Here is a 21,937-nt window from a genome sequence, read left to right as displayed (position 1 = left end):
CACCGGAAGTGCCTTTCTCGTCGGGTCAGATTGTTGTGTGGAAACTCCAATCATCCCAGCTCAGAAGGCACTTTCCTCATACCGACACCCGAACCACCGTCAATTCATCCGTGGATCGAGGCTAAGGGCGAGCAGACGCCCTGGTCGGCGTCCCGGCTGACCCGCGGCATACGCCAACGTGCGGATCGATACGCCGTCATCGGCGCGTCGCGTACGAAACCGTACAGTCGGCGCAAATTTTCATGGAATCGAGTGTGAATCCAGGGCGTCGAGTGTGAATCCAGGGCGAGACTTTTGCCCGCAGCCCGCCCTCAGTGCACGCTCGAATCCCTGAGTGCACAGTCGATTTGGCCTGTTCAGCACGCATATGTGCTAGAGCTGCACCGGATACTGCGGCTCGCTGATCCGCGGCACCACGCTGTGCTCGACGAAGATCGCGTGCCACAGCATGAAAATCAGCACCGTCCACAGTCGACGACTGTGATCGGTTGTGCCACAACGATGTTCGTCGAGCATCCGACGCACCGCAACGATCTTGATGAACTGGCCTGCCTGCGAGGAGTCCGTCGTCGCATACGCCCAGTCCAGCAGCTCACCGGAGCGCAACCAGTGCCTGATCGGTACCGGGAACCCGAGCTTGGGCCGGTTGAGCACGTGCGCCGGGACGATGGGCTCCAGCGCGCGCCGCAGCGCGTACTTCGTGGTGCTGCGGGTGATTTTCGCGTCGTACGGCAACCGGGCGGCCACCGCGAAGACCTCCGGATCCAGAAACGGCACCCGCAGCTCGAGCGAGTTGGCCATCGTCATCTTGTCGGCCTTGACCAGGATGTCGCCGCGTAACCAGGTGAACAAGTCGATGTGCTGCATGCGGGCCACCGGGTCCCAGCCCGCCGATTCCGCATACACCGGCGCGGTCACGTCGGCCTGCGTCCATTCCGGGCGGAACCCGGGCAGCACGTCGCGCAGTTGCGCGTCGGAAAAGCTGCGGGCGTTGCCGTAGTAGCGCTCCTCCAGCGGTAGCGATCCGCGGTGCAGCAGGCTCTTGCCGCGCATGCCGTCCGGCAGCGGTTTGGACACCTTGCCCATCGAACGCCGCAGCCGTGGCGGCAGATACTCGAACGGCCGCAGCGACAGCGGCTCCCGGTAGATCGTGTAGCCGCCGAACAACTCGTCGGCACCCTCACCGGAAAGCACCACCTTGACGTGCTTGCGGGCCTCGCGGGCAACGAAGAACAACGGCACCAGTGCCGGGTCGGCGACCGGCTCGTCGAGATACCAGACGATCTCGGGTAACGCGGCGACGAACTCACCCGCACTGACCACCTTGGCGATGTGCCGCGCCCCGATCGCCTCGGCCGATGCCACGGCGACGTCGATCTCGGAGAAGCCCTCCCGCTCGAAACCGGTGGTGAACGTGATCAGCCGCGGGTTGTGCCGGATGGCCAGCGCCGCAATCGCCGTCGAGTCGATGCCACCCGACAAAAACGCTCCGACGGTGACATCGGCGCGCATGTGCTTGGCCACCGAGTCCTCCAGGACGGCGGTGATCTCGTCGTAGCGGGCCTGCTCGCCGCCGCGGGTGATCGGATCGGCGCTGAACCGGGGCACGAAGTAACGGGCGACTTCCGGTGCGGGACTTCCCGGGCGGATCCGCGCGTAGCAGCCAGATTCCAGCCGACGTACCCCGCGGTGCAGCGTCTCGGGCTCGGGCACGTACTGCAGCACCGTGTAGTGCTGGACGGCCCGATCATCGATACGGGTGTCGAACCCCACCAGGCCGGCCAATTCCAGCAGGCATTTCTTCTCGCTGGCGACCGCGGTGCCACCGGGGCCGGTCGCCATGAACAATGGTTTGATGCCGAAAGGGTCACGAGCGCAAAACAATTCGTGGGTTACGGTGTCCCACAACGCGAACGCGAACATGCCCCGGAGCCGGGTCAACGCGTCGACGCCCCAATGGTGGTAGGCGGCGACGATAGCCTCACCGTCACCGTCGGTGGCGAAGGCCGCGCCGTAGCTTGCAGTGAGCTCCGCACGTAACTCCACGTAGTTGTAGATCTCGCCGTTGAACACCAGCATGTACCGGTTGGGGTTTTCCGGCGGTCCCCAACGCAGCGGTTGGTGCGAGTGCGCGATGTCGATGATCGACAGCCGGTTGAAGCCCAGCACGACGGTCCCGTCAGCCCATGTCCCGGGGTCGTCGGGCCCGCGGTGGCGCATCAGATGCGAGGCCCGGCCAACCGCATCGGCGGCGTCCTGGGCAGCGGCGCCCACGAAAGCCAGCAGTCCACACACGCCGCCCAAGTATGCCGCACGCGTCGAGTGCATGCGGATGGCCAGGGGGAGTTGGCACGGCTTCGCCGGATCGCGTGGTCTACGCTGCGTAGTATTCGACTGCTGCAGGGAGTCGGCCGACCCGTCGGCCCAGCTCGGGATACAGGAGGGCGCCAAGGTGACACCTCGCGGGGCAGGCCGTTCTGGAGGCTCCCGTCGGCTCCGTCTGCCGGTGTTGGCCGGTGCGCTGGCCGTGCTGGCGGTCACCCTGAGCGGCTGCAGCTGGCAGCACGTGCTCGGTCTGGGCTGGCCGGAGGGCATCACCCCGGAAGCTCATGCCAACCGGCAGCTGTGGCTCGGAGCGGTGATCGCCTCGCTGGTGGTGGGGGTCATCGTGTGGGGCCTCATCTTCTGGGCGGCGGCCTTTCACCGCAAGAAAGCCACCGACACCGAACTGCCCCGTCAATTCGGCTATAACATGCCGCTGGAGTTGGTGCTCACCGTCACACCGTTCCTGATCATCTCGGTGCTGTTCTATTGCACGGTGGTGGTGCAGGAGAAGATGCTGCATTTGGCCTCCGACCCGGAGGTGGTCGTCGACGTCACGGCGTTCCAGTGGAACTGGAAGTTCGGCTACCAGAAGGTCGACTTCTCCGATGGAACGCTCAAATACGACGGGGCCGACCGGGCGCGCAAAGCGGCGATGGTCTCCAAGCCGGAAGGCAAAGACAAGCACGGCGAGGAAATCGTCGGCCCGCTGCACGGCCTCAACCCCGAGGACCGCAGCTACCTCAACTTCGACAAGGTCGAGACGCTGGGCACCACCACCGAGATCCCGGTCTTGGTGCTGCCCGCCGGCAAGCGGATCGAATTCCAGTTGGCCTCGGCCGACGTGGTGCACGCGTTCTGGGTGCCGGAGTTCCTGTTCAAGCGCGACGTGATGCCCGACCCCGAGGCCAACCACTCGGTGAACCGCTTCCAAGTCGCCGAGATCACCAAGACCGGGGCGTTCGTCGGCCACTGCGCCGAGCTGTGTGGCACCTACCACTCGATGATGAACTTCGAGGTTCGCGTCGTGGCGCCCAACGACTTCAAGGCCTACCTACAACAGCGGATCGCCGGTAAGAGCAACGCGCAAGCCCTGCAGGCCATCGACCAGTCTCCGACCGCGGTCAGTACCCATCCGTTCGAATCCCGTCGCGGTCAGCAATCGCCGCAGGCGAACAGGTAGGAAAGCCCATGCATATCGAGGCCAGGCTGTTCGAATTCATTGCCACGTTCTTCGTCGTGGTTGCGGTGGTGTACGCCGTTTTGACATCCATGTTCGCCACCGGCGGGATCGAGTGGGCGGGGACGACCGCACTGGTGTTGACCGCCGGCTTGGCGCTGATCGTGTCCACCTTCTTCCGCTTCGTGGCCCGTCGGCTCGACACCCGTCCCGAGGACTACGAGGGCGCTGAAATCAGCGACGGCGCAGGCGAATTGGGTTTCTTCAGCCCGCACAGCTGGTGGCCGATTCTGGTCGCACTGTCCGGATCGGTGGCCGCGGTCGGTATCGGGTTGTGGCTGCCGTGGTTGATCGTGGCGGGCGTGGTTTTCGTCCTCGCCTCGGCGGCCGGGCTGGTCTTCGAGTACTACCTCGGTCCCGAGAAGCACTGATCGGGGCCGGTCGGTCAGTCACAAGGTCACAATCGGGGCATCAGTTGATCCGTGGGCAATTGACCGAGAATGCTCTGCCCGCCCGGGTTGGGTAGGGTTTGCGAGGCACAATGAGAAACATCGGAACGCGCGCGGGGCGATGCAGCGACGATGCGGCGTGCGCGGATGATGTAGTCGAACAGGACAGGCACACATGAGCGGGCCGAATCCTCCGGGACCGGAGTCTGACGAACTGGAGCCGCACAGCGCACCCAGCGACGACGGTACCGAGCTCGACGACGCCGGCCAGGGGGAGGAGACCGACGAGAGCGACCAGACCGGCGACACCGACATTTATTCCCAGGCGTATTCGGCTCCCGAAGCCGAACACTTCAGCAGCGGCCCCTATGTTCCGATGGGTCTCGACCTCTACGACTACGACAGCTATGACGAGTCGGCGGAGGACGGCACCCCTCCGCGCTGGCCGTGGGTCGTGGGCATCGCGGCGATCGTGGCGGCGATCACACTGGTGGTGTCTGTGTCGTTGCTAGTGGCCCGCACCGACACCACGAAGCTGGCCACCCCGGGCACCGCCCCCACCTCCACGCCGCCGATGCAGGACGAGATCATCGTCACCACCCCGCCGCCCGCTCCACCGCCGCCGCCGGCCAGCGAGGCGCCGCCGACACCGCCGCCGCCGCCCAGTGAGGCGCCGCCACCACCGCCGCCGCCCAGTGAGGCGCCGCCACCACCGCCACCGGCACCGGCACCGGCACCTGCACCCGCGACGCCGACCGCAGCGGCGCCGCCGCCCGCGCCGGCCGGTCCCAAACAGGTCACCTATTCGGTGACCGGCACCAAGGCTCCGTTCGACCAGATAACAATCACGTACACCGACGCCTCGGGGCAGCGACGGGTCCAGCGCAACGCGTACATCCCGTGGTCGCTCACCCTCACACCGATCTCGCAATCCGAGGTTGGCTCGGTGGAGGCATCCAGCTTGCTGCGGCTGAGCAAACTCAACTGCTCGATCACCAGCAGCGACGGCGCGGTGTTGTCATCGAACGAGAACAACGCACCGCAGACGAGCTGCTGATGGCCGACAGGTATTCCGAGCGCAAGCCCGGCTGGGCCACGGTGTCGCCCACTACCGGCGATCGCATCCTGGTCGGGGGGTGTGCGGCGGTGTGGCTGGTGCTGGTGGGAATGAGCGTTGCCGCCGTCGTCGCCCTGGTCGACCTGGGCCGGGGTTTTCACAAGACGGCAGGCAACCCGCACACCTCGTCGGTGCTGTACGTGATCATCGTCGTTTCCGCGTTGATCATCCTGGCGGCGATCCCGATGCTGCTGCGGGCCAGGCGCACGACTCGGGCCGAGCCGGTGGCGCGATCTACGGGTTTGGCGACGCCTGCGGGGGGCGGCCAGCCGATCAGGCCGGGTCATCCGCCGGCGCGCGGCGTCGCCGAGCAGGCCCGCACCGAGCGGTTGACCGCGCTGCGGCCCGCGTTGCCGGACGCCGAAGTGAACCGTATTTGGTTGCGCGGCAGCGTTTTCCTGCTTGGCGCGATGGGTCTGGCGCTGGTTGCGGTGGCGGCGGCGACGTACCTGATGGCGATCGGCCATCAAGGCGCGGCGTGGACCGCTTACGTGATTGCCGGGGTTGTCGCGGTGGTCATGCCGCTGGTGCTGTGGCGCCACGTCCGGCGGCTGCGGCGCACGCTCACCGAACCTCAGCCGTCGTACTGACGTTAAGGCGCACTAGTGTTCGCCGTCGGCCGAACCGTTGTCGTCTTGTTGGCGTTCCCGCAGCGCGGTCAGGGCACGCTGTTCGCTGGCGTGCGCTGCCTCGCGAAGTGCGGTGTCCTCCGACGCCGGATCGGCGAACAGTAAACTGCCCGAGCCGGGCGTGCCCGCCAAACCGAGCTTGTTCATCTTGTTGGGCACCGGGGCGCCCTGGTACTCCAGCGGCAGCGGGTGGCCGTGCTCGTCAACCGGGCCGAGCGGCTGGTGCAGTTCGATGTAGGCGCCGTGCGGCAACCGCTTGATGATGCCGGTCTCGACGCCGTGCTCGAGCACCGCGCGATCGCTGCGCTGTAGCCCGATGCACCACCGATAGGCGACGAAGTAGATGATCGGCGGCAGCACCACCGCTCCGATGCGCCCGATCCAGGTGGTCGCGTTAAGCGAGATGTGGAACTTGTCGGCGATGACATCGTTCATGGCGCTCAGGGTGAGCACCATGTAGAAAGCGATGGCCATCGCGCCGACTGCGGTGCGCACCGGGACGTCACGCGGCCGCTGCAACAGGTTGTGGTGCGCGTAGTCGCCGGTGAATCGCTTCTCCAGGAACGGATAGATCGGCAGCAAGACGAAAACCAGGCCCATGACCAGCGCCACGCCGACCGGGCCGGGGATCGTGTGGTGCCAGAAGTAGAACTCCCACGCCGGCCAGATACGGGCCAGGCCCTCGGTCCACATCATGTAGAAGTCCGGCTGAGAACCCGCCGAAACCTGAGATGGCTTGTAGGGGCCCAAGTTCCAGATCGGGTTGATCTGCAGCAGCCCACCCATCAGGCCCAGGATCGCGGTAGTCAGCGCGAAGAACGCGCCGGACTTGACCGCGAACACCGGCATCACCCGCACGCCGACGACGTTGTGCTCGGTGCGCCCGGGGCCGGGAAACTGGGTGTGCTTCTGGAACCACACCAATGCCAGGTGCAGCCCGATCAACGCCAGCATGATGCCCGGGAAGAGCAGGATGTGAACGGCGTACAGCCGCGGCATGAGGATGTCGCCGGGGAAGTCGCCGCCGAAAATAGCCCAGTGCAGCCACGTGCCGATCACCGGCATACCCAACGTGATTGACGACAGTGCGGCACGTATGCCGATGCCCGACAGTAGGTCGTCGGGCAACGAATAGCCGAAATACCCCTCGAACATAGCGAGGATCAGCAGCAGCGAACCAATGATCCAGTTGACTTCGCGGGGCCGGCGGAACGCGCCGGTGAAGAAGATGCGCGCCAGGTGCACCATGATCGCCGCGGCGAACATCAGCGCGGCCCAGTGGTGGATCTGCCGGACGAACAGCCCACCGCGCACTTCGAAGGAGATGTCGAGCGCCGATTCGTAGGCTCGCGACATATTCACCCCGCGCAGCGGTTGATACACGCCGTTGTAGGTGACCTCAGTCATCGACGGATCGAAGAACAGCGTCAGATACACGCCGGTGATCAGCAGCACGATGAAGCTGTACAGGGCGATCTCGCCGAGCAGGAACGACCAGTGGGTCGGGAAGACCTTGTTGAGTTGACGCCGCACCGCGGCTGACGGGTGATAACGGCTATCGATGTCCTGGGCTTGGCGGGCCAGAGCATTACCGATATCGATCTTCGGACTCATGACGTGCGCTCCCAAAATGCCGGTCCGACAGGCTCTGTGAAGTCGCCGTTGGCGACCAAGTACCCGTTGCTGTTGATGGTGATCGGCAGTTGCGCCAACGCGCGCGCCGCCGGCCCGAATATCGGTTTGGCGTAGTGCAACGCGTCGAACTGCGACTGGTGGCACGGGCACAGGATGCGGTAGGCCTGCTGTTCGTAGAGCGATGACGGACAACCCAGATGCGAGCAGACCTTGGTGTAGGCGAAGAACTCGCCGAAGTTGAAGCTCTCCTGGCCTTTGCGTTTCACCACCCGGGACAGATCACCCGGCTTGATCCGGATCAGCATCACCGGGTTACGGACGCCCATCATGATGGTCTGGAGCCTTTCGCGTGACTCGTGGCTGGTGCCGTCGCCGTCGGACTCCCGCCACGGGAACACCGTCTCCATGCCGCCGGCGTCGATGTCTTCCGGGCGCATCTTGACGAACGGCGCGCCGAGATGCTCGCCGGTGGCGCGGGCCAGATAGATGGTCTCGCCGCGGTACCGCGGTGTCCATCCCGACGTCCAAAGCACAGCCTTCTTACCGTCGGCTGTCTGCACCACCGGTTTCCACGGGTTCTTGATGAGCCCGCCGGCAAACGCCACCAGGGTGCCGAGCCCAAAGGCGCCCAAGCCGATCCCCAGCGACGCGCCGATCAATTTGCGGCGCCGTAGGGTCGAGCCCTCGAACGCGTCGGTCAGGTTGGCGACTACCGTCTTGCGGTGGATCTCGGGTGACCCGGAGCCGCCACCATCATGGCGTTCCTGAATCGAAATCTCTTCGGGGATAAACTTTTTGCCGAACAGCACCGCTCCGATGGCAATCGACAGAATGGACAGCCCGAACGTCAGTCCGTAGAGCGGGGTGGTCAGCGAATACAGGAAGCTGCCGTCGGCCTCGTAGGGCTTGTACTCCCAGGGCCAGAACAGAAAAACCAGCAGCAGCGCCAGCCCGAAACCGCCGCCGGCCAAAAACCACAGCGCGACCCAGCGGTCGGTGCGCTTCTCGGCTTTGGTACCGGCGACCGGCCAGCGCGATTCCTTGACGACGGTCTGGACCCCATCGACCCGACCACCGAGGGCGACCAATTCCTCACGCGACATCTCGTTCAGCTCGGCATCGCTGGGCTGGCCGGGAACGCCGGTCTGACCGGGTGTGTCGGTGCCTTTGATGTCCTCGCTCACGTTCGCGCCCCAATCCACAGTGCCACGCCGATGACGGCGACCATCCCGATAATCCACATCGCCATGCCCTCGGGGGCGGGTCCGAAGCCACCCAGCCCGTAGCCGCCCGGCTGACGTTCTTCGCTAACGGTTTTCACGTAGGCGATGATGTCCTTCTTGGCATCGAAGGGCAGCTGGCGGTCGGAGAACTTCGGCATGCTCTGCGGGCCGGTCAGCATCGCGGTCAGGATCTGCTGCTCGTTGGCCGGCTCCAGATCGGGCGCGTACTTGCCCGACGACAGGGCACCGCCCTTGCCGGTGAAGTTGTGGCACGAGGAGCAGTTGAGCCGGAACAGGTCGCCACCGCGGCCCAGATCCTCGCCACGCAACGATCGTGTCGCGATGCTCCCGTCGGGGTTGCGCACCACGGTCGGACCGCCGCCGTTGGCCTGCACATAGGCACCCAGGGCGTCGATCTGGCCGGCGTCGAACATCGGCTCTTTGCGGGGCGCCTGCGCCTCCCCGCGCGAGGCGGGCATCCGCCCGGTGGACACCTGAAAGTAGATCGCGGCTTCGCCAACGCCGATCAGACTCGGGCCACGGTCCGGCACCCCTTGCAGGTTGGCGCCGTGACAGCTCACGCAGGAGGTATCGAACAACTGCTTACCGTTGCGTAGCAGTGCCGAGGAAGACTCGTCGGCGACGGCAACCTGCGGGGTGGGGGTCAGCACAGCCGCGAGCCCACCGGCGAGGCCCAGCGCCGCCAACAGCAGCAGGCCGGTCGAGAGCCGCCGGCGCAGCCGCCGCCGGGAGCGATCGCTCGGCAACCTCGTTGTCATCAACCGAGCACTCCTGTTCTTACCCGCGCTGGTCATCGGATGAAGTAGATCGTGGCGAACAGTGCGATCCAGACGATGTCGACGAAGTGCCAGTAATAGGAGACGACGATCGAGGCGGTCGCTTGCGCCGGGGTGAACTTGCTCATCGTGGTCCGGGCCAACAGGAAGATGAAGGCGATCAGCCCGCCGGCCACGTGCAGTCCGTGAAAGCCCGTGGCCAGGTAGAAGACGGTGCCATAAGCGCTGCTCGGGATCGTGGTGCCGTGACCGGTCAGGTGGTAGTACTCGTAGGCCTGGCCGAGGATGAAAAACAGGCCCATGAAGAAGGTGATGACGTACCAGCGGCGCAACCCGAACACGTCGCCGCGCTCGGCGGCGAACACACCCATCTGGCAGGTGAACGACGACGCAATCAGCACCAGCGTGACCGGCACGGCTTGATACAGGTTCAACTCGGTCGGCGGCGGCGGCCAGTTGCCGCCGGCCTGAGCGCGCGCCGTGAAGTACATTGCGAACAACCCAGCAAAGAACATGAGTTCGCTGGAAAGCCACACTATGGTGCCGACACTGACCATGTTGGGCCGATTGAGCGAATGCACACGCGACGTGATGGCAGTACCCGAGGTCCCTACAGCACTCGTCACATCCGCAAGTATGACGCTTTGTAGTTGTCTAACTCCACCCGGGGGCGGCAATTGGCGTGGCGCGGATCCGCCGACGGCTCTATGGGACCATCGGCGCGTGGCGGGTTCATCTCTGGGGCCGACCTGGCCGCGGGTGCTGGCCGGTTTGGCGGCCGGGAAGCACCTGGCGCGCGGACAGGCCGCCTGGGCCATGGAGCAGATCATGACCGGTGCGGCAACGCCGGCCCAGATCGCGGCCTTCGCGGTGGCTTTGACGATGAAGGTCCCGACCACGGCGGAGGTCAGTGAGCTGGCCGACGTGATGCTCCAGCACGCACGCCGGCTCCCCGCCGAGGCGATCGGTACCGACACCGTCGATGTGGTGGGCACCGGCGGCGACGGCGTCAGCACCGTCAACCTGTCCACGATGGCGGCGATCGTGGTAGCTGCCGCCGGGGTGCCGGTGGTCAAGCACGGCAACCGGGCGGTGTCGTCGCTGGCCGGCGGCGCCGACACTCTCGAGGCGCTCGGGGTACGCATCGACCTGGGCCCCGATGAGGTCGCGCGCAGTGTCGGCGAAGTCGGGATCGGGTTCTGCTTCGCGCCGCAGTTCCATCCGTCGTACCGGCACGCGTCGGTGGTGCGGCGCGAGGTCGGCATCCCGACGGTGTTCAATCTGCTTGGGCCGCTTACCAATCCGGGTCAGCCGCGGGCGGGTCTGATCGGCTGCGCGTTCGCCGACCTGGCTGAGGTGATGGCCGGGGTGTTCGCCGCCCGGGCCTCCAGCGTTTTGGTGGTGCACGGCGACGACGGGCTCGACGAACTGACCACCACCACGACCAGCACGATCTGGCGGGTGCAAGCCGGCACGGTGGACAAGCTGACCTTCGATCCGGCCGGCTTCGGATTCGCCCGCGCCGACCTCGACGACCTGTTGGGCGGCGACGCGGCGGCCAACGCGGCGGAGGCGCGTGCGGTGCTGGCCGGTGCCAAGGGGCCGGTGCGCGACGCGGTGGTGCTCAACGCCGCCGGCGCGATCGTGGCCCACGCCGGGCTATCCAGCCGCGCCGAATGGCTGCCGGCGTGGGAGGACGGCCTGTGCCGCGCCGCCGACGCGATCGACAGTGGTGCGGCGCAGCAGCTGCTCGCGCGATGGGTGCGGTTCGGTCAACAGGACTAAACTAAATCATCGACGGCCCCGCCGCTGCGGCGAGCTGGATTGGGCGGTGCGTTTCGGTACGCGGAAACCGCTCAACGCCAGTACAGTGTGCCACCATGGCGCGCCGCGTGACCCTGCCCGGGAACCGGACGGTGAATGTTTCGCAACGGGGTACGGGGCCTGCGGTAGTGCTGCTGCACGGGTTTCCCGACAATCTCGATCTGTGGGATGCGACGGGCGAGCGGTTCGTCGACGCCGGACGAACCGTTGTTGCTTTCGACCAGTACGGGTTCGGCGACTCCGATGCCCCGCCCGGGCGTCGGCATTACCGGATCGACCGACTTGTCGACGACGTCGCGAACGTCATACGCGCGCTGGACCTGCCAACTCCACTCGATCTGATGGGTCACGATTGGGGCGCGGTGATCGGCTGGTGTGTGTGCCTGCGGTACCCGGAACTGGCGCGCCGCTACGTCGCGGTATCGGTCGGCCATCCGCGTGCCTACCGCAACGCGGGCTGGGAGCAGAAGCGCAAGGGCCTGTACACGATCGGCTTCCAGTTCGCCGGAATCGCCGAGCGAAGGCTGCTGCGCGGTAACGCGCATGGGCTGCGCAGGTGGGCGCGCACGCATCCTGATACCGACTCGATGGTTGCGTCGATGGCACGTCCGGGAAGATTGACCGCGGGGCTCAACTGGTACCGGGCCAACATTGTCACCGTGTTCACCAGGCGATGGGCCGACTGCCGCGTGCCGACTCTTGGCGTGTGGAGCGACGGCGATGACTATCTGGCCGAGGACCAGATGCGCCGATCCGAACGTTATATGGCCGCGCCATGGCAGTACGTGCAGATCCGCGGCGCCGGGCACTGGATTCCGGCCGAACGGCCTGCAGAGCTGGCCGGATGCGCGCTGGACTGGTTCGATGCGGTTTGACCGCGGAAGAGTCAGCGCGTCGGATCGAGCAGGATCTTCGCATCGCTCGGACTCCTACTCAGGCGCTCGAAAGCGTCCGCGACGCCGTCGAGACCGACGGTGCCGGTAAGTAGCGGGGCGACGTCGAAATCCCCGGCCGCCAGGTGCGCGAAGGTCTGCGCGAACTGCTCGGGTGCGTAATACAGCGAGAACCGGATGTCGAGTTCCTTGAGGATGCACTGTGCCGGCGCGAAGCTGTCCGTGCCCATGGCAATGCCCGCGACTGCGATGCGTGAGCCCGGCGGGACGCCAGCGATCAGTTGCTGGATGAGCCCGGGAACACCGACACACTCGAACGCGACCGTCGGCCGGATCGGGAGTTGGCCCAGTACGGCGTTGGGGCGCGCCATCTTTGCGGAATCATTCGTCGCGGCGGCGGCTAACAGCGCCTCGAACGGTGAGCTCTCATCCGGGTCGACGACGACGTCGGCGCCGAGTTGCCGGGCCAACTCGCGTCGTTGCGGCGAAAGGTCGGACGCGACGACGGGTCCGATTCCTTTCATCTTCAGGACCACGATGACCGCCAACCCGATCGGCCCGCACCCGACGACGAGCGGCACGTCATCGGCGTCGACGTCGGCCCGGGCCACCGTGCGGTAGGCAACCGCCAAAGGCTCGGTCAGCGCGGCGACTTCGGTTGGTACGTGGTCGGGTACCTCGATCAGCAGCGGTTCGGAGAGCACGATGCGCTCGCAGTACCCGCCGGGTGCGTCGGGGCCGGCGAAACCGAGCATCACCTGTGGCTGACGGAGCAGGATCGGCATCGACACCACCCGGCGGCCCAGCGGAATTCGCTGTTGGGTGCCCGGCCCGTAGGCCGCAACGCGACCGACGAACTCGTGTCCGAACACGATCGGGCGCTCCAGATCCAGCAGGTCAATGCCGGCTGCGGCCCTGGTGGCCGCGTTGAACTCCGGCCCGTGTGCCGCACAGTGCAGGTCTGTGCCGCAGATGCCACACGCCAGCACGTCGACCAGGACTTCGCCGGGGCCGGGCACCGGCTCGGGCACGTCGGCGACCGCGAGTTTGGAGTCCTGCATCAGCACCGCGCGCATCACGCACCGACTGTGGCGTAACCGACTGCGCCGCCGGCGATGTAGGTGACGGGGCCCAGTTTTTGCTCTTCGGCCATGGCGCCGGTCAGCTGGCAGATCAGGGCCGCGTCGAGGACGGAGTGGAACTGGCCCTCGTCGGTGAAGTTGACGTTGGCGCCGCTGACCCGGAACAGGACAACGGTGTCTTCGGTGTTGGATTCCGGGCACTCCAGCGTGTGCACCGACGACGCGGGCTCATACAGGTAGGATCCGGCGGTCTGCGGCTGGTCGGCGTACTCCCGGTAGCGCCAGCAGCCACTGATGGTCCAGGCGTCCACCGCGCCGGTGTGGTAGTGCAGGGGGATCCGTGAGCCGGGCGCGAACGTCGCCAGCACAACCCACTCGCCATTTTCGATGTCGAGCCGCAGTGGTTTGAAGTGCACACCGTCACCGAAAGCGTTGCGCACCAGCGGAATATCCTTTTCATCGACGGTCAGCAGCTCACGCTGGGTCAAAGCCACCAGCGGTAGCGGTGCACCGGTGGCGGTGGTCGCCGGAGCGGGGACGATCGTGAGCGTCATGAGTGGATTCCCTTCTCGTTTGTGTCTATTGGGTTGTGATCACCACCCTGCCCGGGTCGGGGCTGAATGTATTGACAGCACGGGACGAGCGTTTGACAGTAAAGGACATCAAACCCGGGTTTGCCACTTCTCCCGCAGCGATGCCGGGCTGGCTCCAAACCAGCGTTGACACGACCGCGATAAGACGCTCTGTTCGGCGTACCCCAATTGGCGTGCGAGATGGGTCAGGGTCATATCGGTGTCCCGAAGATAGCGCTCTGCGATTTCGCACCGCACATCGTCGACGACGGCGTTGAAGGTCGTCCCCTCGTAGACCAGTCGGCGCCGCAATGCCTTGGGGTGCAGTCGAAACTGGTCGGCGATTACCGGAACCGTCGCGTGACCGGTCGGCAATAGCTGCCGGATGAGTTCACGTATCGATGACGACATCGTCGGCCGGTGCCGGTCGACGACGGTGCCGAGATAGTCCAGCACCACGCGGTGCGCCATCTCATCCCTGACCAGTCGTCGCTGTAGGTCCTCGGTCGCAAGGGTGAAACCCGCTCTGCTCGAGCCGAATCGCGCCGGGCATCCGAAATAACGGAGATAGTCCGCACGCGCCGTCAGCGGTGGATGCGGAAGATCAACCAACGTCGGCGCGTAACCCGCACCCAGCAGAAAACGAAGCACCCGCAGCGCCACACCCAGCGACAACTCAGTGGTCTGTGGATGCGCCGGCGGGTGCGGAATCAGGATTTTGAACTCCAGGAATGACACCGTGCTGTCCAGGTTTTCCAGGCCCCGGCTGATCGACACGGAGATCGCGGGACTATAGGCGCTGAGGTACTGCTCGAACGTCTCGAACGCCTCGGCCACCGTTTCCGACGTGCGTCCAGCCACCCCGACCGGGCCAAGGATCTGGATACCCTGGCGTTGGGCGAGTCTGCGGCCGAAGTCAGGTGTTTGTGTCGTTGCCGCCGCGGATTCGACTGCGTGGATCAGGGCCAGATAGGTGATGAACGCGTCGAAGCAGCCGACGTCGGACTGGTTGATCCCGGCGCGGGCGAGCAGTGACCCGGGGTCGCCCCCGAGCTCGGTTACCAGCGCCGGATAACCCGTCAGGCAGGTGCCTCGGATCACCGACATGTCCTCTACTGTCAAGTGCTCGTCCCGTGCTGTCAATACACTGGGACCCGACCCGGGCAGGGTGGTCGTCGCCGCCCAATCGGCACCCATCGCCGAGACGCCAGATTGGACAAGTCATTGGACAAATCAGGGATTTCCGCTAGTCCCGTAATGCCGACAGAGCGCCTGGATACCGACTATCTGATCCTGGGCGCCGGCGCCATGGGCATGGCGTTCGCCGACGTGATCCTCGCCGAGGACGCCAGCGCACGCATCGTCATCGTGGACCGGCACGCCAACCCGGGCGGCCACTGGAACGACGCCTACCCGTTCGTCAGGCTGCACCAGCCGGCCGCGTTCTACGGCCTCAACTCGACGCGGCTGGGGCAAGGTGGAGAAGACCTGGCCTCACATGCCGAGATCGTCGATTACTACCGGACCGCGATGGACCGCTTCCGGGCCACCGACAGGGTGCGGTTCCTCCCGATGAGCGAGCACGAGGGTGACGGCCGGATCGTCTCCACGGTTGACCGCGATCGGGTCAGCACGGTCACCGCGCACCGCAGGGTGGTAGACGCCAGGTACATGAAAGTGGAAGTGCCGTCGGTGTGTCCGCCCCGCTACACCGTCGACGCGGGAGTCACCGTGGTACCGCCCAACGACCTTGTCCGGCTCGAACGGTCCTGGCAGCGCTACGTGGTCATCGGCGCCGGGAAGACCGGGATTGACTCGATCCTGTTCCTGCTGGACCGAGGTGTTTCGCCGGATCGAATTCAGTGGATCGTGTCGAACGATGCCTGGCTGTTCAACCGCGCCACCATCCAGCCCGGCTGTGCGCTGGGGATGATTGCGACCATGGTGCACAGCATCGCCGACGCCACAAACATCGATGACGTCTTCCTGCAGTTGGAACGCCGGGGGATTCTCTGGCGAATCGATACCCACAGACTGCCGAGCAAGTGGCGCTGCGCCACCGTGGACGAACGGGAGTTGACCAGCTTGCGTCGGATCGCCGACGTGGTCCGGATGGGGCGGGTGCAACGCGTCGGCAGCGCCGAGATCCACCTGGACGCCGGGACGATCAGTGCGGCGAAGGACACCCTCTACATTGACTGCTCGGCCAACGGACTGGCCAAAGTGGCTGCCCGGCCGTTGTTTTCTCCAGGCCGCATCACCTTGCAGTCCGTCCTGATGTGCCAGCAGACGTTCAGCGCGGCACTGATCGCCCGCGTGGAGTTGCTCAACGCCAGTGACGAGCGACGCAACCGGATCTGTACCGCCGTACCGCATCCGGAGCTCAAGGAGGATCTGCCCGGCACCCTGCTCACCAGCACCCAGAACCTGCTCAACTGCAATCGGTACCTTCCGCTGTGGCTGCGTCGCAGCCGCCTGTATCTGGCGCACTACGAGACGCCCCACCACTACCTGCTGCGAGGTGCTCGGCTGGCGTTGCTGCAGCGACGGGCGGTCACCGCCATGAACAAGATGCTGCAGGCGGGCGATCGCCCGCTGGATCGCCGCCCGGCCTGAGGAAGCGTCCGCGCGGCGCCGCGGCGCCGACGCGATCGACAGCCGTGCGGCCGAACAGCTGCTCGCGCGATGGGTGCGGTTCGGTCAACGGGTCTGATTCGCTGAGAGCCTGTTCGGCGGCCACCCGTGCCGACCGGGCCGCGGTGGCCCACGCCACCCACCGGCCGGCCGATCGCAGCGGCGACGCCCAGCCTGCGGCCCCGTCAGTGCCGGCGCAGCACACGATGCGCACCCCGGGCGCTGCGAGCCAGCGGGCGATCAGCGCCGCCTCCTCGACCAGCGCGCCGCCCAGCGGCGCGGGCCGCGGCAGGATTACCTGCGCGCCCGCCCGCAGGGCGTCGACCACGGGCATCGGCGGCACACCGCGGCCGGCGACGCCGGCCGCGGCCAGCTGGCCGTGGCGGACGACGGCGAGTTGCCAGCCGCCGTGCCCGTCCGGCGCGGCGGCCACCAACTCGGGCAGCGCGGCCAGCGCCCGCAGGCGCTGTCCGCGCCACAGCACCTCGACCGCGGTCGCGGTGTGGTCACGCAGCCGTGCCGCGGTCTCGTAGCGGCGCCGCTGCGCCAGCCCGCTGATCTGCTCGACCGCGGCGGCCAGCGCGCTGTCGTCGGCGCCGTCGATCAATGCGGCGGCCCGCCGGGCCGCCGCGGCATACTGCGCCGCGGTCACATCGCGGGCCGCCGGACACGGCGATACCTCGCGCTGCGGGCAGCCCGGCCCGTGCAGCGCCGAACGGGCGAGTCGGCTGGTGCAGGTCCGCACCCCGGTGAACCGTGCCAGCAGCGCCGCGGTGTCGGCTGCGTCGGCCCGGGAGCGAAACGGGCCGACCGCGCGTGCCTGTCGCGGCGCGCGCACCACCGACAGCCGCGGAAACGCCTCGTCTGTCACCACCACCCACCACCACCGGTGCGGAAACCTCGACCGGCGGTTGTAGGGCGGGGCGTGCGCGGCCAGCATCCGCAGTTCGCGGACACCGGCCTCCAGCGCGTGCGCGCACTCGATGTGGTCGACGCGCTCGGCCAGCGCGACCATCTCCTTGGTGCGGCCGCGCGGGTCGGCGCCGTTGAAGTATTGAACGACCCTGCGGCGCAAGTCGATTGCGGTTCCCACGTAGAGAACCTCGCCGGACGGCCCACGGAACAGGTAGACACCGGGCCGGTGCGGCAACCGCTGCGCCAGCACCCGCGTGCGGCGCTGGGCGGGCGTCACCCCGGGCAGATACGAGCGAAGGTCGCCGTACGTGTGCACACCCTGGTTGCCCACCCGCTCGATCAGCGCGTGCAGCACGTCGACGGTGGCGCGGGCGTCGTCGAGCGCCCGGTGGGTGGGCTCGCTGGCGACGGCGAACAGCCGGGCCAGCGCGGCCAGCCGCACGCTGGGGGCCTCCTCGCGGGACAGCACCCGGCGGGCCAGCCGAACCGTGCACAGCACCGGCGGTCGGGGCCAGGCGATACCGCACTGGTCGGCGGCGGCCCGCAGGAATCCGACGTCGAAGCCGGCGTTGTGAGCCACCAGCACCGTGCCCCGGGCGAACTGGAGAAACGTCGGCAGCATCGCGCCGATCGTCGGAGCGTCGCACACCATCGCGGTGGTGATGCCGGTGAGCCGCACGATCTGCGGCGGGATGCTGCGCCGCGGATCCACCAGCGTCGCGAACTCGCCCAGCACCAGCCCGCCGCGGACCTTGATCGCGCCGATCTCGGTGATCGCGTCGGCGGTGGTGCCGTCCCCGGCGGTCATCCGTCCGCCGGTGGTTTCCAGGTCGACGACGACGAAGGTGGTTTCGGCCAGCGGCATGTCGGCCAGTCGCTGAAGGCCGGAGAAGCTCAGCTGCTCGGGGGCGGGCACACCCATGGCCCAGACGTTAAGCAGCCGCACCGACACCGGAGAAACCTGTCGGTGCCGGCGGTTACCGTGTGCGCAAACCGACCCAGACACCGAAAGGACCAGCCAGATGGCAGAAACCACCAGGTTGGATGGCCGCCAAGGGCCGATCGAACCAGTGATCATCGACTGCGATGACTGCGCGGTACGCGGTCCGGGGTGCCGCGACTGCGTCGTCAGTGTGTTACTCGGGGTACCGGAAACTTTGCTGGCGGACGAGCGTGCCGCATTGGAGGTGCTCGCCGACGCGGGCCTGGCACCGAGGCTGCGGCTGGTGTCGATCCATCGCCGGCGCCCCGGGGTAGCCTGACGGCGCCCCAGCGAAATCTTGCCGTTTTCTTAATATCTCAGTGTTGGACAACGCGTATGCGGTTTCGTAACCTATTTGAGACTTAATGCAGATTCGGCGTTTGGCGTCGACGGGTTCTCGAAGGATGCGAAAGTTTTGCGGTTGGGGCTAGGCGATAAGTGCTGGACCCGCGTTGTCAGGCGATGTTCGGTTGGCGCGGCAGTAGGCATCCTCACCTTTTCCGGCGTCTTTGCTGGGAACGTAGCAGCCGACCCCAGTAACGATGCGGTGGCAAAGCTCAACGAGTTGTCTCGGCAGGCCGAGCAGACAACCGAAGCGATGCACAGCGCGCAGCTCGACCTCAACAACAAACTGGCCGCACAGCACGCTGCCGACAAGAGGCACACCGACGACCAGGCCGCTGTCGATGCGGCGAAGTCGAAGTTGGCAACATTCCAGTCCGCCGTCGACAAGTTCGCTGCGGCGATGTACATGGGGGGCAGAACCGGCGGGATGGACGCCATCCTGACCGCCGAATCGCCCCAGCAGTTGATCGGCAAGCTGGCCGTGCAGCGGGTGATCTCGACCGAGATGGCCACCCAGATGGCCGGCTACCGAGCCGCCGGCGAGCGCGCCGTCAAGGCCGAGCAGGAGTCGGCGAAGTCGGCGGCTGACGCCAAGACCGCCGCCGAACAGGCCGCCGCGGTGCGGGCAAGCCTGCAGTCCAAGCAGAGCCAACTGCAGGTACAGATCGCCGTCGTCAAGTCGCAATACCAGTCGCTGACACCGGGGCAGCGCACCGCGCTGGCCGACCCCGGGCCGCCGCCGCCGACGGCCGTGCTCGCCGCCGCGGCGCCCGCCCCCGAAGCGCTGGCCCCGGGCGGCGGCGCGCCCGGTGAGCCCTTGCCCGACGCGCTCCCCGCTGCACCCGGCAGCGGGGAGGGGGCCGCCGTCGCCGTGCAGGCGGCGATGACCCAGGTCGGGTCGCCTTACGCCTGGGGCGGCGCCGCCCCAGGCGGGTTCGACTGCTCCGGCCTGGTGATGTGGGCGTTCCAGCAGGCCGGTATCGCGCTGCCGCACTCCAGCCAGGCGCTGGCCCACGGCGGGCAGCCGGTGGCGCTGTCGGATCTGCAGCCCGGTGACGTGCTGACCTTCTACTCAGACGCGTCGCATGCCGGCATCTACGTCGGCGACGGCCTGATGGTCCACTCCTCTACCTACGGTCAGCCGGTGCGGGTGGTGCCGATGACCTCGTCCGGTCCGATCTACAACGCTCGCCGCTACTGAATTCGGTCGCATGCGCCGGTGGGTGGCGGGCGCGCTTGCCGCAGAGCTGATCCTGGCTGCGGCCGTAATTCTGGGTCTTCCGCGAATCCAGTCGGCCGCGACCGGCGCGCCGTTGCTTGCAGCCGGGCGCAGTGTTCGGCTGGTGAACCTGGGCGGTTCGGTCACTGAGCCGCTGCTGGGTCGGATCACCACCAACCTCGGCCCTGCGGTCGATGCGGTGCAAAGCTTCTGGGGGGCCGACTGGCCGCGTGACATCACGGTCGTGGTCACCGGCACCGAACGTCAGTTTCGTGCCCAAGCCGGTGGCGGCAGCGCGGCGCAGTGGGCCGACATCGCCGCGGTCACCGTCGCGGATCGGCTGGATCCGGTCCGTCGGGTCGCGGCCGGCCAGCGGGTCGTGTTCGCGCCGGGTGCGGCCACCATGAGTGATTCGGCGCTACGAATTGTATTGAGCCACGAGCTTTTTCACTATGCGGCACGCGCCGACACCGCGCGGGATGCGTCGCGGTGGCTGACCGAGGGCGTTGCTGACTTCGTGGCGCGGCCACCGGCAGGGCTTCCCGCCCGCACGCCGTTGCCCACGGCTTTACCGTCGGACGTCGACCTCGATGCGCCCGGACCGCAGCGCTCGTTGGCCTACGACCGGGCATGGTGGTTTGCCCGCTTCGTCGCCGAGCGCTACGGCCCGACGACCTTACGTGCGTTCTACCGGGCCGCATGCGGTGTTGGGCACGCCGACCTGCCCACCGCGGTGCGCAATGTGCTCGACACCGACATGCCCGGCCTGCTGGCCCGCTGGCAGCAATGGCTGACCGGCTAGCCTACCCAGGTGTCCCGGGTCCTACTGGTAACGAACGACTTTCCGCCCCGACGTGGCGGTATCCAGTCCTATCTGGGCGAGCTGGTGGACCGGCTGGCCCGCACCGAGATGCACGAGCTGACGGTGTACGCGCCGCAGTGGAAGGGCGCCGACGTCTTTGATGCGCGCGCCGCCGGTTATCAGCTGGTGCGCCATCCCGGCACCCTGATGCTGCCCGGGCCGGCGGTCGACGCCCGGATGCGGGCGCTGATCGCCGAGCGGGCCATCGACACCGTCTGGTTCGGGGCCGCCGCGCCGCTGGGTCTGCTGGCGGCCCGCGCCCGGCAAGCCGGCGTGACCCGGGTGCTGGCCAGCACCCACGGCCACGAGGTGGGCTGGTCGATGCTTCCGATGGCGCGGCCGGTGCTGCGCCGCATCGGTGACGGCGCCGACGTCGTCACTTTCGTCAGCCGCTACACGCGGGCGCGGTTCGCATCGGCGTTTGGTCCGGCCACCGCATTGGAGCATCTGCCGCCGGGGGTGGACACCGACCGATTCCAGCCCGATCCCGCCGCCCGCGCCGAACTGCGCGCCCGCTACCGCCTCGGCGACCGGCCCACGGTGATGTGCCTGTCGCGGCTGGTGCCGCGCAAGGGTCAGGACATGCTGATCCGGGCCCTGCCGGAGATTCGGCGTCGGGTCGACGGTGCCGCGCTGGTCGTCGCCGGCGGGGGCCCCTACCTGGCCGCGCTGCGTCGGCTGGCCCAGCGCCTTCGCGTCGCCGAGCACGTGACGTTCACCGGCGGGGTGCCGACCGCCGAGCTGCCGGCCCACCACGCGATGGCTGACGTATTCGCTATGCCGTGCCGCACCCGCGGAGCCGGGCTCGACGTCGAGGGTCTGGGCATCGTGTACTTGGAAGCGTCGGCCACCGCGGTACCGGTGATCGCCGGGTGTTCGGGCGGCGCGCCGGAAACCGTGCAGCACAACACAACCGGGCTGGTGGTCGACGGCCGTTCGGTCGGCCAGGTCGCCGACGCCGTCACCGGGCTGCTGGCCAACCCGGAGCGCGCCGCGGCCATGGGCGCCGCCGGCCGGGACTGGGTGACCGCACACTGGCGGTGGGACACGCTGGCGGCGCGGCTGGCCGACCTGCTGAGCGGCTGACGGCCCAGCGTCACGCTGGAGTGGCGTTGGGCAGGCACCGTCACGCTAAGCCTCAATCCGTGGATGGGTAATTTCCGGCGTTCGCTTGCGGATTTCGGTGGGGTGCGGTCGGGCGTGGATGTAATGGGGCGTGCGTGATCTGCTGGCTTGTACCAGCTTTTCCTTTGTGGG

At 67.2% G+C, this 21,937-nt stretch carries 19 protein-coding genes and 1 pseudogene; 11 read left to right on the top strand and 9 right to left on the bottom strand.

Going from position 1 to position 21,937, the window contains the following annotated elements; all coding sequences use genetic code 11:
- Positions 1-372 precede the first annotated feature (372 nt).
- Positions 373-2,295: an asparagine synthase (glutamine-hydrolyzing) gene (gene asnB / locus ACRDTL_RS15935; RefSeq protein ID WP_431507675.1), complete on the bottom strand. Its 1,923-nt coding sequence runs from the start codon at positions 2,293-2,295 to the stop codon at positions 373-375.
- A gap of 157 nt (positions 2,296-2,452) precedes the next feature.
- Between asnB and ctaC the strand changes: the two genes are divergently transcribed.
- From ctaC to ACRDTL_RS15915, 4 genes are all read left to right on the top strand, one after another.
- On the top strand, positions 2,453-3,505 hold the full coding sequence (gene ctaC / locus ACRDTL_RS15930; RefSeq protein WP_431507674.1) for an aa3-type cytochrome oxidase subunit II: 1,053 nt from the start codon (positions 2,453-2,455) through the stop codon (positions 3,503-3,505).
- Between the two features lie 8 nt (positions 3,506-3,513).
- The gene (locus ACRDTL_RS15925) at positions 3,514-3,933 is read left to right on the top strand and encodes a cytochrome c oxidase subunit 4 (protein WP_431507673.1); all 420 of its coding nucleotides are present in this window, start codon (positions 3,514-3,516) and stop codon (positions 3,931-3,933) included.
- A 193-nt stretch (positions 3,934-4,126) separates the two neighbouring features.
- Positions 4,127-5,008, top strand: coding sequence for an MmpS family transport accessory protein (locus ACRDTL_RS15920; RefSeq protein WP_431507672.1), 882 nt, complete (start codon positions 4,127-4,129; stop codon positions 5,006-5,008).
- Positions 5,008-5,658: a DUF2561 family protein gene (locus ACRDTL_RS15915; protein ID WP_431507671.1), complete on the top strand. Its 651-nt coding sequence runs from the start codon at positions 5,008-5,010 to the stop codon at positions 5,656-5,658. The genes ACRDTL_RS15920 and ACRDTL_RS15915 overlap by 1 nt, the downstream gene beginning before the upstream one ends.
- A 12-nt stretch (positions 5,659-5,670) precedes the next feature.
- On the opposite strand, the gene qcrB is transcribed toward ACRDTL_RS15915, so the two are convergent.
- The 4 genes from qcrB to ctaE are packed head-to-tail and all read right to left on the bottom strand — an operon-like array spanning position 5,671 to position 9,978.
- Positions 5,671-7,311, bottom strand: coding sequence for a cytochrome bc1 complex cytochrome b subunit (qcrB, locus tag ACRDTL_RS15910; protein ID WP_431507670.1), 1,641 nt, complete (start codon positions 7,309-7,311; stop codon positions 5,671-5,673).
- Positions 7,308-8,516, bottom strand: a complete 1,209-nt coding sequence (gene qcrA / locus ACRDTL_RS15905; protein WP_431507669.1) for a cytochrome bc1 complex Rieske iron-sulfur subunit — start codon at positions 8,514-8,516, stop codon at positions 7,308-7,310. The genes qcrB and qcrA overlap by 4 nt, the downstream gene beginning before the upstream one ends.
- Entirely contained in the window at positions 8,513-9,370 is an 858-nt protein-coding gene (qcrC, locus tag ACRDTL_RS15900; RefSeq protein ID WP_431507668.1) for a cytochrome bc1 complex diheme cytochrome c subunit, read from the bottom strand. Before qcrC ends, qcrA begins: the two co-directional genes overlap by 4 nt.
- A complete protein-coding gene (gene ctaE, locus ACRDTL_RS15895; protein WP_431507667.1) occupies positions 9,367-9,978 on the bottom strand; it encodes an aa3-type cytochrome oxidase subunit III in 612 nt (203 codons plus the stop codon). The genes qcrC and ctaE overlap by 4 nt, the downstream gene beginning before the upstream one ends.
- 81 nt (positions 9,979-10,059) lie before the next feature.
- On the opposite strand from ctaE, the pseudogene trpD reads away from it, so the two are divergent.
- Together trpD and ACRDTL_RS15885 are read left to right on the top strand one after the other, a co-directional pair.
- A pseudogene (trpD, locus tag ACRDTL_RS15890) lies at positions 10,060-11,137 on the top strand (anthranilate phosphoribosyltransferase).
- A 95-nt stretch (positions 11,138-11,232) separates the two neighbouring features.
- Positions 11,233-12,051, top strand: a complete 819-nt coding sequence (locus ACRDTL_RS15885; RefSeq protein ID WP_431507666.1) for an alpha/beta fold hydrolase — start codon at positions 11,233-11,235, stop codon at positions 12,049-12,051.
- 11 nt (positions 12,052-12,062) lie between these two features.
- On the opposite strand, the gene ACRDTL_RS15880 is transcribed toward ACRDTL_RS15885, so the two are convergent.
- From ACRDTL_RS15880 to ACRDTL_RS15870, 3 genes are all read right to left on the bottom strand, one after another.
- On the bottom strand, positions 12,063-13,145 hold the full coding sequence (locus tag ACRDTL_RS15880; RefSeq protein WP_431507676.1) for a zinc-binding dehydrogenase: 1,083 nt from the start codon (positions 13,143-13,145) through the stop codon (positions 12,063-12,065).
- The gene (locus tag ACRDTL_RS15875; protein WP_431507665.1) at positions 13,145-13,705 is read right to left on the bottom strand and encodes a 2,4'-dihydroxyacetophenone dioxygenase family protein; all 561 of its coding nucleotides are present in this window, start codon (positions 13,703-13,705) and stop codon (positions 13,145-13,147) included. Before ACRDTL_RS15875 ends, ACRDTL_RS15880 begins: the two co-directional genes overlap by 1 nt.
- Before the next feature lie 108 nt (positions 13,706-13,813).
- Complete coding sequence (locus tag ACRDTL_RS15870) at positions 13,814-14,830, bottom strand: AraC family transcriptional regulator (protein WP_431507664.1); 1,017 nt, start codon at positions 14,828-14,830, stop codon at positions 13,814-13,816.
- A 150-nt stretch (positions 14,831-14,980) separates the two neighbouring features.
- Here ACRDTL_RS15870 and ACRDTL_RS15865 point away from each other — a divergent pair, with 150 nt between their 5' ends.
- Positions 14,981-16,339 (top strand): NAD(P)/FAD-dependent oxidoreductase, encoded by a 1,359-nt coding sequence (locus tag ACRDTL_RS15865; protein ID WP_431507663.1) that lies wholly within the window; start codon positions 14,981-14,983, stop codon positions 16,337-16,339.
- Here the strand turns inward: ACRDTL_RS15865 and ACRDTL_RS15860 are convergent.
- Positions 16,278-18,194, bottom strand: coding sequence for a DEDD exonuclease domain-containing protein (locus ACRDTL_RS15860; RefSeq protein ID WP_431507662.1), 1,917 nt, complete (start codon positions 18,192-18,194; stop codon positions 16,278-16,280). The two genes, ACRDTL_RS15865 and ACRDTL_RS15860, sit on opposite strands and share 62 nt — an antisense overlap.
- 100 nt (positions 18,195-18,294) lie before the next feature.
- Here ACRDTL_RS15860 and ACRDTL_RS15855 point away from each other — a divergent pair, with 100 nt between their 5' ends.
- The 4 genes from ACRDTL_RS15855 (at position 18,295) to pimB (ending at position 21,766) form a co-directional block, all read left to right on the top strand.
- Entirely contained in the window at positions 18,295-18,534 is a 240-nt protein-coding gene (locus tag ACRDTL_RS15855) for a hypothetical protein (protein WP_431507661.1), read from the top strand.
- A gap of 135 nt (positions 18,535-18,669) precedes the next feature.
- The gene (ripC, locus tag ACRDTL_RS15850) at positions 18,670-19,800 is read left to right on the top strand and encodes a peptidoglycan hydrolase RipC (protein WP_431507660.1); all 1,131 of its coding nucleotides are present in this window, start codon (positions 18,670-18,672) and stop codon (positions 19,798-19,800) included.
- 10 nt (positions 19,801-19,810) lie between these two features.
- On the top strand, positions 19,811-20,620 hold the full coding sequence (locus tag ACRDTL_RS15845) for a hypothetical protein (RefSeq protein ID WP_431507659.1): 810 nt from the start codon (positions 19,811-19,813) through the stop codon (positions 20,618-20,620).
- 9 nt (positions 20,621-20,629) lie between these two features.
- On the top strand, positions 20,630-21,766 hold the full coding sequence (pimB, locus tag ACRDTL_RS15840; protein ID WP_431507658.1) for a GDP-mannose-dependent alpha-(1-6)-phosphatidylinositol monomannoside mannosyltransferase: 1,137 nt from the start codon (positions 20,630-20,632) through the stop codon (positions 21,764-21,766).
- Positions 21,767-21,937: the final 171 nt, after the last annotated feature.

The organism is Mycobacterium sp. (assembly GCF_050700595.1).
In the GTDB taxonomy this organism is placed as follows: domain Bacteria; phylum Actinomycetota; class Actinomycetes; order Mycobacteriales; family Mycobacteriaceae; genus Mycobacterium.
This window is presented reverse-complemented; position numbering and strand designations above follow the sequence as displayed.

What these genes read in the sequence shown, in the direction of transcription:
- ACRDTL_RS15875 (WP_431507665.1), bottom strand. Translation starts at nt 13,705, where the DNA reads ATGACGCTCACGATCGTCCCCGCTCCGGCGACCACCGCCACCGGTGCA.
- ACRDTL_RS15845 (WP_431507659.1), top strand. Translation starts at nt 19,811, where the DNA reads ATGCGCCGGTGGGTGGCGGGCGCGCTTGCCGCAGAGCTGATCCTGGCT.
- ACRDTL_RS15920 (WP_431507672.1), top strand. Translation starts at nt 4,127, where the DNA reads ATGAGCGGGCCGAATCCTCCGGGACCGGAGTCTGACGAACTGGAGCCG.
- ACRDTL_RS15860 (WP_431507662.1), bottom strand. Translation starts at nt 18,194, where the DNA reads ATGGGTGTGCCCGCCCCCGAGCAGCTGAGCTTCTCCGGCCTTCAGCGA.
- ACRDTL_RS15885 (WP_431507666.1), top strand. Translation starts at nt 11,233, where the DNA reads ATGGCGCGCCGCGTGACCCTGCCCGGGAACCGGACGGTGAATGTTTCG.
- qcrC (WP_431507668.1), bottom strand. Translation starts at nt 9,370, where the DNA reads ATGACCAGCGCGGGTAAGAACAGGAGTGCTCGGTTGATGACAACGAGG.
- ACRDTL_RS15865 (WP_431507663.1), top strand. Translation starts at nt 14,981, where the DNA reads ATGCCGACAGAGCGCCTGGATACCGACTATCTGATCCTGGGCGCCGGC.
- ACRDTL_RS15925 (WP_431507673.1), top strand. Translation starts at nt 3,514, where the DNA reads ATGCATATCGAGGCCAGGCTGTTCGAATTCATTGCCACGTTCTTCGTC.
- ACRDTL_RS15855 (WP_431507661.1), top strand. Translation starts at nt 18,295, where the DNA reads ATGGCAGAAACCACCAGGTTGGATGGCCGCCAAGGGCCGATCGAACCA.
- qcrB (WP_431507670.1), bottom strand. Translation starts at nt 7,311, where the DNA reads ATGAGTCCGAAGATCGATATCGGTAATGCTCTGGCCCGCCAAGCCCAG.
- ACRDTL_RS15915 (WP_431507671.1), top strand. Translation starts at nt 5,008, where the DNA reads ATGGCCGACAGGTATTCCGAGCGCAAGCCCGGCTGGGCCACGGTGTCG.
- ACRDTL_RS15870 (WP_431507664.1), bottom strand. Translation starts at nt 14,830, where the DNA reads ATGTCGGTGATCCGAGGCACCTGCCTGACGGGTTATCCGGCGCTGGTA.
- ACRDTL_RS15880 (WP_431507676.1), bottom strand. Translation starts at nt 13,145, where the DNA reads ATGCGCGCGGTGCTGATGCAGGACTCCAAACTCGCGGTCGCCGACGTG.